The organism is Phormidium sp. CCY1219, assembly GCF_055795085.1.
Map to the genome: position 1 here is coordinate 1 of NZ_JAYFEQ010000676.1, position 10,492 is coordinate 10,492.

At 50.0% G+C, this 10,492-nt stretch carries 13 protein-coding genes; 8 read left to right on the forward strand and 5 right to left on the reverse strand.

The window, feature by feature from the left end:
- Positions 1-71 precede the first annotated feature (71 nt).
- Complete coding sequence (locus tag AC0QH1_RS19710; RefSeq protein ID WP_324632994.1) at positions 72-722, forward strand: ABC transporter permease; 651 nt, start codon at positions 72-74, stop codon at positions 720-722.
- Positions 712-1,983 carry a glycine betaine ABC transporter substrate-binding protein gene (locus AC0QH1_RS19715; RefSeq protein WP_324632995.1) on the forward strand — a complete coding sequence of 424 codons (1,272 nt, stop codon included), beginning with the start codon at positions 712-714 and terminating at the stop codon, positions 1,981-1,983. Before AC0QH1_RS19710 ends, AC0QH1_RS19715 begins: the two co-directional genes overlap by 11 nt.
- Before the next feature lie 81 nt (positions 1,984-2,064).
- Here AC0QH1_RS19715 and AC0QH1_RS19720 read toward each other — a convergent pair whose 3' ends face one another.
- Positions 2,065-3,420: an MFS transporter gene (locus AC0QH1_RS19720; protein ID WP_324632996.1), complete on the reverse strand. Its 1,356-nt coding sequence runs from the start codon at positions 3,418-3,420 to the stop codon at positions 2,065-2,067.
- Between the two features lie 416 nt (positions 3,421-3,836).
- A complete protein-coding gene (gene petL, locus AC0QH1_RS19725; RefSeq protein ID WP_324632997.1) occupies positions 3,837-3,938 on the reverse strand; it encodes a cytochrome b6-f complex subunit PetL in 102 nt (33 codons plus the stop codon).
- A 96-nt stretch (positions 3,939-4,034) separates the two neighbouring features.
- On the opposite strand from petL, the gene aroB reads away from it, so the two are divergent.
- Positions 4,035-5,129, forward strand: a complete 1,095-nt coding sequence (gene aroB, locus AC0QH1_RS19730) for a 3-dehydroquinate synthase (protein ID WP_324632998.1) — start codon at positions 4,035-4,037, stop codon at positions 5,127-5,129.
- 202 nt (positions 5,130-5,331) lie between these two features.
- Positions 5,332-5,781, forward strand: coding sequence for a tellurite resistance TerB family protein (locus AC0QH1_RS19735; protein ID WP_324632999.1), 450 nt, complete (start codon positions 5,332-5,334; stop codon positions 5,779-5,781).
- Between the two features lie 446 nt (positions 5,782-6,227).
- On the opposite strand, the gene AC0QH1_RS19740 is transcribed toward AC0QH1_RS19735, so the two are convergent.
- Complete coding sequence (locus tag AC0QH1_RS19740) at positions 6,228-6,563, reverse strand: hypothetical protein (protein WP_324633000.1); 336 nt, start codon at positions 6,561-6,563, stop codon at positions 6,228-6,230.
- A 92-nt stretch (positions 6,564-6,655) separates the two neighbouring features.
- Here AC0QH1_RS19740 and AC0QH1_RS19745 point away from each other — a divergent pair, with 92 nt between their 5' ends.
- The 3 genes from AC0QH1_RS19745 (at position 6,656) to AC0QH1_RS19755 (ending at position 8,267) form a co-directional block, all read left to right on the forward strand.
- The gene (locus AC0QH1_RS19745; RefSeq protein ID WP_324633001.1) at positions 6,656-6,904 is read left to right on the forward strand and encodes a hypothetical protein; all 249 of its coding nucleotides are present in this window, start codon (positions 6,656-6,658) and stop codon (positions 6,902-6,904) included.
- 192 nt (positions 6,905-7,096) lie between these two features.
- Positions 7,097-7,642, forward strand: coding sequence for an HNH endonuclease (locus AC0QH1_RS19750; RefSeq protein ID WP_324633002.1), 546 nt, complete (start codon positions 7,097-7,099; stop codon positions 7,640-7,642).
- Between the two features lie 229 nt (positions 7,643-7,871).
- Positions 7,872-8,267 (forward strand): alr0857 family protein, encoded by a 396-nt coding sequence (locus tag AC0QH1_RS19755; RefSeq protein WP_324633003.1) that lies wholly within the window; start codon positions 7,872-7,874, stop codon positions 8,265-8,267.
- Between the two features lie 109 nt (positions 8,268-8,376).
- On the opposite strand, the gene AC0QH1_RS19760 is transcribed toward AC0QH1_RS19755, so the two are convergent.
- Both AC0QH1_RS19760 and AC0QH1_RS19765 read right to left on the reverse strand, forming a co-directional pair.
- A complete protein-coding gene (locus tag AC0QH1_RS19760; RefSeq protein ID WP_324633004.1) occupies positions 8,377-9,075 on the reverse strand; it encodes a hypothetical protein in 699 nt (232 codons plus the stop codon).
- A 54-nt stretch (positions 9,076-9,129) separates the two neighbouring features.
- Positions 9,130-9,822: a hypothetical protein gene (locus AC0QH1_RS19765; RefSeq protein ID WP_324633005.1), complete on the reverse strand. Its 693-nt coding sequence runs from the start codon at positions 9,820-9,822 to the stop codon at positions 9,130-9,132.
- 460 nt (positions 9,823-10,282) lie between these two features.
- Here AC0QH1_RS19765 and AC0QH1_RS19770 point away from each other — a divergent pair.
- Positions 10,283-10,492 (forward strand): hypothetical protein (locus AC0QH1_RS19770; protein WP_324633006.1); only part of this gene is annotated, 210 nt, incomplete at its 3' end.

Here is a 10,492-nt window from a genome sequence, read left to right on the forward strand (position 1 = left end):
GGGGGGAGAACTCCTCCCTACGCATAAATGACGAGGGTTTCCGTTCTCCCCCTTACCAACCCTAATTTCTGATGAATGACTTTTTTCTGTTTCGATACGGCGAAGAAATTCTGTTTCGCTGCGGGGAACACATCATCCTGGTTTCGATCTCGATTTCTGTGGCGATCGCGATCGGCTTGCCCCTCGGCATCCTGATTACTCGTCAACCGAAGCTAGCACAACCGATTTTAACCGTAGCCAACGTGGTGCAGACGATTCCGAGTTTGGCCATGTTCGGGTTTTTGATTTCCGTTCCGCTCCTCGGCGGGATTGGCAAGATTCCGGCGATGGTTGCTCTCACATTGTATGCATTGCTGCCGATTATTCGCAATGCCTATACCGGGATTATCGGGGTCGATCCGGCGATCCGCGAGGCCGGTCGCGGCATGGGAATGACCAATTGGGAATTGTTAGTCCAAGTGGAAATTCCCCTGGCACTGGGGGTGATTCTCGCCGGCGTGCGGGTGGCGACGGTGATTTCCGTAGGGATTGCCACCATTGCTGCCGCGATCGGTGCCGGCGGATTGGGAGCCTTTATTTTCCGAGGCATTGCAATGGTGAATAACGACCTGATTCTCGCCGGTGCGGTTCCCGCCGCCTTGATGGCACTGGCAGCAGATTTTGCGATCGGCTGGTTCGAGAATCACTTGACGGCTCAAGGAAAAATCAAAAGTGAAAAATAATCCACTGCTGCACAATCTGTTTTTGTGGGCCGATCGCCATGCCCGGGGACACCGCAACCCCGCTCCTTTTACCCGCGCCAACCCCTCCGGGGGATCCGGGGACCGGGGTGGGGGGCTGTCCCGATTCACCCAGGCGATCGGATGGCTTCTGTGTGGGGGGAAGAGCGCATTGCACGCGATCGCTTCCCTTCCGCACCGATTATTTCCGCACAGACAACCATTCCCTGCCTCTACCAGTCCCACTGTCCTCATGTCCCTTTCCCCCCCTGTGAGCAAACGAAACTATTTTCGGTTCTTTTCCCTGACCCTGGTGAGTGCGGTTTTAATGTTTGCGATCGCTGGGTGCAATCCCGGAAGTGGGGGGTTAGGGGGCAGAGCTGACCTCGTAATCGGCTCAAAAAACTTCACCGAACAAGTCATCCTCGGAGAACTCGTCGCCCAACATATCGAAAACCAAACAGACCTAACCGTAGACCGACGATTAAACCTCGGCGGTACCTTTATTTGCCATACCGCCGTTATCAGTGGTGACATCGATACTTACGTCGAATACACCGGCACCTCCCTCAGCGCCATCCTCGAACGAAAACCGATTAGCAACCCCCAGAAAGTCTACAACATCGTCAAAGAAGCATACGAAGAACAATTCGACCTGACCATCACCGAACCCCTCGGGTTTGAAAACACCTACGCCATTATCATACGCGGCGAAGATGCCGAAATATACAATCTCGAAACCATCTCCGATACCGTTGAATACACCCCAGAATGGCAAGGAGGCTTCAGTTATGAATTCATCGAACGCGAAGATGGATTTCCGGGATTGGCAGAAACTTACAATCTGGAATTTGCCGAAAACCCGCAAGTGATGGATATGGGGTTGATGTATCGGGCGCTGGTGGAAAACAAAGTGGATATGGTCGCCGGCGGGTCTACCGACGGACTCATCCAAACCCTCGGTTTAGTCGTCCTCGAAGACGACAAAAATTACTTTCCCCCTTACGACGCTACCCCCGTCATCCGCGAAGCCACTTTGCAAAAATATCCCCAATTGCGCGAAGTTTACGCGCAACTCGGCGGCGTAATCTCTGAAGAAGAAATGCGGCGCATGAACTATCAAGTGGATGGCGAATTTCGCAGAGTTTCCAATGTGGTGCGAGAATTTTTAGCCACCAAAGACTTTCCCCCAATTGACTCGGCAAAAGACTTTTCCCCAATTGACTCGGCGAAAGACTTTTCCCCAATTGACTCAGACAGTTAAAACTTAAAAATTAAGAATTGAGAAACCATCCCCCGAATGGCCTCTCAATTCTTAATTCTCCCTTTTCCTGAGGTTTACATCTCAAGTTACTTGAGAAGCGGTAAGGGTGGGATTCGGCATTGCATCTTGCAGCTTCCACAATACAACCGAGGTCACAGTGGTTAAGATTGCGGCGAGAATAAAACAAGCGCCATAGCCGAAACTGGCTGCTAGCAATCCGCCAATTACACTGCCTAAAATTGTAGCACTACCCAGTATGGAATTATACAATCCGATCGCCATTCCTTCCTGACCTTTAGCCGCCAGTGCGGCAACCACGGTGGTACTCGACACGTTAATCGCCGCCCAGGTTAAGCCAGTAAACAGATGAGTCACGCCGACAATAATTAAACTCATCGCCGAGGGTTGCATCAGTGCCACCGCAGTGAAAATCAGAAAAATTACCACCCGCGCGGCGGTAGCCCACGCTTGCAAGGAAATGCCCCGTCGCTGTTGCACGAAGCGACCCACCGGCATGTAGAAAAACGCCTCGATCGCCGCTTTGCCCAAGGTAATTAAAAATACCTGAGAATTCGTTGCCCCCAACACATCCGTGAGAAAAATCGGCAACGGGATATAAACCAAGGTAATGGCAAAGAAAAATAAACCCGAACACCCATAATAACTCAGCAACGGACCGCCCACAAGCTTTTGCAAGTGACCTTGCCAACCCGCGCGCAAGACGAAGTACATCATCCGCGAGGGGTAAAATATCGCCCGTCGTTCGATCGCCGCTACCGTCAGGCGACCGAGCAATTGACGAGTAAACCGCCGTTTTTTGCGAAATTCCCGCGACTCTCGAACCCACAACAAACAGCAAATAAAGCTCAAACAGGCAAATCCACCGGAAAACAGCAACAAACTTCGCATGGCTTGCGCGTTGCTCAACGCTTCCGGGCGCAGGGTCAACCACGCACTGCCCAACAGTACGCCGCCCACGAAACTCCAGCCGGCAATCTGATAAAATCGCCCAAACACAGGTGCCCACTGCTGTTCGGGAAAGGAATTGAGCACCAGGGCAGAAGCTACCGGGGTAACGGCGGCAATAAAAAATCCCGCTAGGGTGCTGAAAATTGCCACCTCCCGAACCCCATTTCCCAAGGCGAGAAGGGCAGTACAGACGGCAAATCCGAGAAATCCGACAATCAAAAACGGGCGGCGGCGTCCGAATTTGTCCGACAGGTTGCCCCAGACGATAAAAGCAACCACACCGGCGAGGGAAATCAGGGAGTGGATTTGTCCCACATCGGCGACGCTACCATTGGCAACCTGAACCACGAATAAGGGCAGGAGGGTGATGAGAACCGCCTCTGCAAATTTGAACGGAACGAACGCGAAAAACCAAATCGGCTCAAAACAGCGCGACAGCCAACCGGACTTGTCACAGGTAACGCTCATTCTTTCTTCTCTTCTGTCACTCCAGACAGCGTAAGTGGATGGCAATACCGGAATAAGTATTGCATTAAAAAAGTTAGTTTGCCAGTTTAGGCACTCGGAAATATGCGACGGGCAGAAATAGGCAATTGTGTCTATTCCTCAAAGAATTCCGGGAAAATACGGAGCGGGCGGCAATCGGCAAAAACCCGGGGAAAACACTGAATTATTGCAAGGTTTTCCCCAGAATGGCGATCGCCCCGTTCGATCCCCTGCCCCAATAAAAAAACCCGCCGCAGCGGGGTTTAATGGCTACATCCCACCGGCAACACTAGGATTCGGTGGAGTGACCCGAGTAGAGATTTACCCGTCAATCTCTACGCGCCACAGATCGCCACTGGGGGTGCCCTTCCGAGGAAGGGGCTGCCCTCAGATAGAATTTAGATCAGCTTAACGGCGCGCAGGCCAAACATCAACACCACAGCGGTGATGAAAGCACCGCCGAGAATCAGAGCGTAAGCCAAAACTCCAGATGCAGTCATTTACCAACTTCTCCTTTATAAATCCGTTAAATACTATTAAATCATCACTTGCGATACAATACAGCCTGCAAACAGTAGTGGATCGATTCGCCAACCATGCCCTCTGCAATCTGCGTTAATTTACCGGAAAATTCCTACGAGATTGCGATCGCGCCCAAGTCCATCGAGGAACTCGGGGCAAAGATGCAGTCTCTCAATCTCGGCAAAAAAGCTCTAGTGGTCTCTAACCCGGTGGTGTATCGGCGATATGGCGATCGCGCCACCGCTTCTTTAACCGCCGCCGGCTTTGAAGTCTCTCAGTGCATTTTAATGGCCGGAGAGCAATACAAAACCCTCAAATCCGTGCAAAAAGTTTATGATGTCGCCCTGGATAACCAATTAGAACGATCCTCCACCATAATTGCCCTCGGCGGCGGTGTGATTGGCGATATGACCGGCTTTGCGGCGGCAACTTGGTTGCGCGGCATTAATTTCGTGCAAGTCCCCACCTCTTTACTGGCAATGGTAGACGCTTCCATTGGCGGGAAAACTGGGGTCAATCATCCGAAAGGCAAAAATTTAATCGGCGCATTCTATCAACCCAAATTCGTCTTAATCGACCCCGAGGTGCTGCAAACTCTCCCTGCCCGCGAGTTTCGCGCCGGTATGGCAGAAGTGATTAAATATGGGGTTATTTGGGATGCCGAGTTATTTGCGCGCATGGAGGAGGCAAAACGGTTGGATCAATTGCGCTATGTGGATAAAGAGTTATTGCAAGATATCATTACTCGCTCTTGCCAAAGTAAAGCCGATGTGGTAGAAAAAGACGAAAAAGAAGCTAACCTGCGGGCGATTCTCAATTACGGTCACACCATCGGTCATGCGGTGGAAAGTTTGACCCGCTATAAGGTGACGAATCACGGAGAAGCGGTGGCGATTGGAATGGTGGCAGCGTCTCGATTGGCGATCGCATTGGGACTGTGGGATGAAGAAAGCAGCGCCCGTCAGTATGCCTTAATCGAAAAAGCCGATTTACCGACAAAATTGCCGGGAGGGTTGGATATCGAGCAGATTATCCAAAAGCTGCAAACGGATAAAAAGGTGAAAGATGGTCAGGTCCGTTTCGTGTTACCCACCGAAATCGGTTCGGCAACGATTAGCGATCGCGTCACTGCAGACCTGATTCACGAGGTGTTGCCACAGATGCAATAAGCCCCGGGTTAAACTGAGTTTCTGAGAGTGGTCAAGATTATCTTATCTCGCCGAAACGCTTGGATTGACATGTTGCGGCGGATTCAATGTCCACTCACGCCCCACCCACCTCCCTTGCAAAACTCGAGCCGATATCCGCTTTTTTTTCTCTCAACACGCCCGTTAACTCTGCCACATCCATGCATCTCGGGGTGATAAAACCATGAGCAAGTATGACAAACTTTTCCAAAGTTATGCGAAATTCACCGAAAAATTAACGCCTGTCGAAGCGTTATTTGCCATTACCTTGATTGTGGTTTATGCCGACGGAAAAATGTCGGAGAACGAATCGGAACTGTTCAATCAGTTGATGGCAAGTGGTGCCATGAAGGGATATTCAGAAGCGGATATCGCCAAAATTTCCGAGAGAATCGATAGAATTTGGGATCGGCAAGGAACGGAGGCGCTCTTTAATGGGGCGATAGAAGCGCTGCCTAAGGATATGGTAGAAGATGCTTTGGCAGTGGCGGCGGCATTTGCGATCGCCGATGGCAAAGTTACCCCAGAAGAATCCAATTATTTAGAAAAACTCGCCGAAGCGTTACAAATTCCGGCGGAAACTGCACCGAGAATTATCGCTGAAGCCTGGGAAAATTATCGTCAACTAAAATAATTGGTCATTGGTCATTGGTCATTTGTTGTTGGTCATTGGTCATTGGTCATTGGGTGTTGGTCATTGGGTGTTGGTCATTGGGTGTTGGTCATTTGTTGTGGGGCTTTTCTTAATGATTGCTGGTTAATTATTCATGCTTAAAAGGGGATGATTTATCCTCATCAAAGAGGAAGTTGCAAAGCAGCAACATCCACGGCGGGGAGTTTTTTCCCGGCGCGAGTTGCCATCTGCCGGTCAATGGTTGAACTATTTTATAGTTTTTATAATAAAATTTTAATATTTTTATCAATGAAGCCCAATCATTTCAGCCAAGGGTGAGGCGAGAGACCCGAAGAAGGTGAAGCAAAGGAAAGTGGGCTTGCACCGGGAGTTTGAGGCGTTGCTCATTTTACCATCGTGGCGATCGCCCCCCGCAGGAATGGGGGGCGCGGGGGTTGGGGAAAAGCCTATGCAGCCATACTGTCTAAACTGAGGGGCACCATTTCGCCTGTTGTTGTTAAGCCTAATAACATCGGTTCGTGGGGTGGAATTATCTTGCCAGTTAGGACGCAGCGTTCCTCTCGTTCGGCGATCGCCTCTAGACTGGCGCGGATATCAGAGCGCGAAAATGAAGGTCGATAATCTCCTGATTTTTGCTGGACGTAATTCCACAGGATATCTCGGATCAGGGCTTGATAGCCTTGGTTTCCAGCGAGTTTCTTCAGATTGTCTTTGAGTTGTCTCTCCAAGCGAATGCTGGTAACTTCCATCTCGGTGGTGGGCGTTCTAGTAATTGCGGGCATAACTTTTTTCCTCAAATGGGTAGACATGTCTGTAATATTAGTGTAGTATGTTTGGTGGAGAATTCAAGTCGTACCATTCAAAGAGCATTCCAGTGAGCGATTTATCAACTCTTTCCGGCAATGGATATTTCAGCGGTCTCGACGTCAGTGGAGACTCGGACGCCGCCTATGGCGTCTGGGGCACCACTGGAGACCTGGAATATCCCTGTGGAAATGGTTATGATAGCAAGAACGGGAATGCGCTCGACATCGAAGAGGATTTAGAAGCAACCTTATTTAAGGCTCACAGATGGCTTCATATTAACAACCGAAGCGGGAGGTTTAGGCAGAGGTCTGCCTAACCGATATTTGGATAAGAAACCCTTAATCGCAAGGATTTTTTCTGCCCCCGCTTCTGGTTATCCCGAAGTGGGGGCTATTTCAATGCGGAGTTCGGTTTTGTTTCAATCCCCGGCAGGGATCCTTGTAGGGCTTGACTCCGAGGGCTGAGAGGTTAACTCATTTAGCACACCAATAAAATGTAGTTTATCACCATGAAAACCGCTATAAGTGACGTGTTAGCTACATCGGTGGTGGTTTTTTCAAAAAACTATTTACCGATTAGCCGAGTCAATATCAAACGGGCTATCGTGCTGTTACTCACGGGGAAAGCGGAACCGATCGAATTGATGGGGGGAATGAACTCCCGGACCGCCCAGGGGAATTCGTCTCAGGTGTACGAATTGCGATCGCCGTCGGAAGTGTTCCGCGTTCCGCAATACATCCGTTTAACGGTGTCGGGGACGGAACGCATCTGGAAGGTGCCACCAGTGAACCGCCGGGAAGTGCTGAAGCGCGATCGCCATAGGTGCCAATATTGTGGCAGCACGAAGCGTTTAACTCTAGACCACGTGATTCCCAAATCGAAAGGCGGCACCCATTCCTGGGATAATGTAGTGGCAGCTTGCAGCCATTGCAACGCCCGGAAGGGCGATCGCACGCCTTCGCAAGCGGGGATGCCTCTAAAAACCAAACCGAAGGCTCCCATGCATCCGGCGATCGCGTTTGCAGAACAGTTCTGGAATGATTTCACACTCTAAAGGATGAGAGGTTATCGGAAAGTTTAAAGGATGAAGCATGAAGGGGAATCTATCAAGGGCAAACCACTAGGGTAAAAGGAGGAACCTTGCTTTTTTACGGTTCTTGGGAATTATTCTCCTGAAAATTGACCCTTCATACTTCAATCTTTCTTTGCCACGCTTGTCCAAGCTGCCTCTTTTGCCTTTAGCCAAAGCATCACATATTTCATAGAACGAGAGACCACTGGTAATGCTAAAGTTCACCTATACTGAAACTGGCTTTCACCTGGAGCGTCTGGCTCAGTCTATTGATGAGCTAGTGGCTTGGCGAGCGATCGTGGCGATGCGAGTCGGCGTTGGCGTCGTTATCGAACCAATCGCGGCATCGTTTTTGCTCCCTGCGGATTTGGCAGGGTTGCATGACCTAGAAGCGGAGGCGCGGCGGGACCCAAGTGAGGCAATTTCCCTGTGTGTCGCGGACGAGGAATATTTGGAAGTGACCCTGCGAGGCACCTGGATTTCCACGGATTCGCAATCCGCTGAAGGGTTGTTTGTGACGGTGTTGCGCGATCGCGCCGAATTCTACATCCAAAAATGCTGGCAAGAAGCGCAATCTGAGGTGTCTGTCCTCAAGGAAGTGGATTGAGGCGTGAATTCACCTGAGTGAGATGCGCGTTCGGCAATCCCTGGCGATCGCCTGGTGGGCTTGATTTTTCCTCGGCCCTAATGGCGATCGCTTTTTCTCGCTTTATCTCTCACTCATTCAAACAAATTCTCCCTTCCCCCGCCTGTAAGTTCATACAGCCGGCATATTCCATTGCGGGAGTATCTGACGGGGTGAATACCACCAGCGCTTCGGATCCTGACATATCGAATTGCTTAACCAACAAATCGCCTTCCACAAATTTCACGTACTCAATGCTACTGAGGGCATTTGTGGAAAATTCATCGGGGAGGGGTCGCTCTCCAGGCACCTGCGCCCGATAAATTCCATATCCCCCGGGTTGCGGATCGATAATAAAAACCGCACTGGTATCTACATCGGCAAATTGCGCTAACGTAACCCCGAGGGCAATATTTCCCGTGGTGGAATCTACACTGGCACTGATAATCCGATTGCCGCTCATATCGCGAGCATCCACTGGTTCGTAAGTCTGCGGATCTACGGTGTTCAATACCCGAACCGTTAGCTCCCTAGCATCGATGGTATGGGTTTCTCCATGCCATTGCCCGCGCAGGCGATCGCCATCGGCAATTATCTCGATTTCGGGCATTTCGGATTCAGCGACTAAGGGCGTTTTGCTGAAGGATAATCCTGCCGGTTCGGCGGGGGTGAAATCTATTTCCGGCGATTTTTCTGCCCAGGCGATCGCCAATCCTTGAGGGTGAGCGATCGCGACCATTACCGTTATTCCACTGGCAATGGTTGCTTGAATTCCAGAAAACCAACCCATATTTATCCTTGAAAAATAAGTTTCGCGATCGCCTTTATTTTACCACCATCCAGACTAACTGCGGTTAGAACACAAACCGCCCGTGCCTTCGATCGCGTTCAAATCCACACAACCTGCATACTGCATGGCGGGAGTTGTCGAAGGTTTAAACACCACCAGGGCCACATTTGCCGCCGCATCGGAATGACTGACCTGCAAATTGTCAAACACAAAGCGCACATATCCGATACTGGCTAACGGATAGGTAGAAAACTCATTCGGGAGGGGTCGAGATCCGGGGAGTTGTGCCACATAGCTGTTGTATCCGCCTGGTTGCGGCTCGATAATAAATACCGCACTTACAGTTGTGGCCACAAAGTAATCTAGGAATACACCAACCGCAATATGTCCGGTGCTGGGATTGATGCTCAAATCCACAAAGCGATCGCCTCTGAATTCGCGATCGGTGGTTTCTCCAGTTTCCGGATCTAAGGTATCGAGTACCAGAACGCTCAGTTCGTTCGCATCGATGATGTAGGTTTGACCTTGCCACTCGCCGCGAAGCTGTTTCCCATCGGAAATAATATCTGCTTGGGGAAAAACTTCCGCAGTTTCTTCTTCATTTCGCCAGGTTTCTACAAATTCCGATTCGTCGGTTAACCAGGTGGGATGCGTGGCTTGAATTTGGTCTTCTAAAATCTCCAGGGCTTGCTTTTGATGAGGAAGTTCCTGGTAGTATTTGGCGACATCGATTAAAGAAATACTCATAAATTATGCCTCCATTAAATAAACAACAGTTTTTATTTTAACATCCGGTAATATGCGGTTATTTCTCAAGCAATCCTGCTTAATCCAAACGGAATAGTCCGCAGGTTTAGCGGACTAAGAGGGTTGGGATATAAATTGGGAATGCCCTGTGCGAGGCTCCCCCCCCCCCGCACAGAGGTTGATTGGCGATCGCTCAATTCCCCGATCGGTTTGTAGGGTGGGCAGTTCCAGAATAGATGCGCGATCGGCACCCCTCTCGAGGGGCGAGACCCACCCGACTATCTGCAATTATTTTTGCACCAGTACATATCAGTCGTCTTTAGAGGACTTCAGCAATAAGGCGGGAACTTTTAGTCCCAATCTTGGATTAGGAGAGTCTCATTTATAGCAGTTCTCATATGGGTGAGGTAACGAATTTTTTACTTCGGAGGTGCAAGTGCGGTTGGGACTATTCGGCTGCGTGCCACATCAAGAAAGAGACCTGCTATATTTCACCACCACCAAGCGATCGGTGGGAAAAAACTCTACCGATGAACGCAATAGTTATTTATTCTTAGTCCAATTCCCGGGATGGGAAAAAAACTATTCCGATAAGCGGAATAGTTATTTATGCTTAGTCCAATTCCCGGGATGGAAAAAAACTATTCCGATGAGCGGAATAGTTATTTAT

Excerpts from the sequence above, each read along its gene's own strand:
- AC0QH1_RS19740 (WP_324633000.1), bottom strand. The coding sequence starts at position 6,563 with ATGCCCGCAATTACTAGAACGCCCACCACCGAGATGGAAGTTACCAGC.
- AC0QH1_RS19765 (WP_324633005.1), bottom strand. The coding sequence starts at position 9,822 with ATGAGTATTTCTTTAATCGATGTCGCCAAATACTACCAGGAACTTCCT.
- AC0QH1_RS19755 (WP_324633003.1), top strand. The coding sequence starts at position 7,872 with ATGCTAAAGTTCACCTATACTGAAACTGGCTTTCACCTGGAGCGTCTG.
- AC0QH1_RS19735 (WP_324632999.1), top strand. The coding sequence starts at position 5,332 with ATGAGCAAGTATGACAAACTTTTCCAAAGTTATGCGAAATTCACCGAA.
- AC0QH1_RS19720 (WP_324632996.1), bottom strand. The coding sequence starts at position 3,420 with ATGAGCGTTACCTGTGACAAGTCCGGTTGGCTGTCGCGCTGTTTTGAG.
- AC0QH1_RS19760 (WP_324633004.1), bottom strand. The coding sequence starts at position 9,075 with ATGGGTTGGTTTTCTGGAATTCAAGCAACCATTGCCAGTGGAATAACG.
- AC0QH1_RS19710 (WP_324632994.1), top strand. The coding sequence starts at position 72 with ATGAATGACTTTTTTCTGTTTCGATACGGCGAAGAAATTCTGTTTCGC.
- AC0QH1_RS19750 (WP_324633002.1), top strand. The coding sequence starts at position 7,097 with ATGAAAACCGCTATAAGTGACGTGTTAGCTACATCGGTGGTGGTTTTT.
- aroB (WP_324632998.1), top strand. The coding sequence starts at position 4,035 with ATGCCCTCTGCAATCTGCGTTAATTTACCGGAAAATTCCTACGAGATT.
- petL (WP_324632997.1), bottom strand. The coding sequence starts at position 3,938 with ATGACTGCATCTGGAGTTTTGGCTTACGCTCTGATTCTCGGCGGTGCT.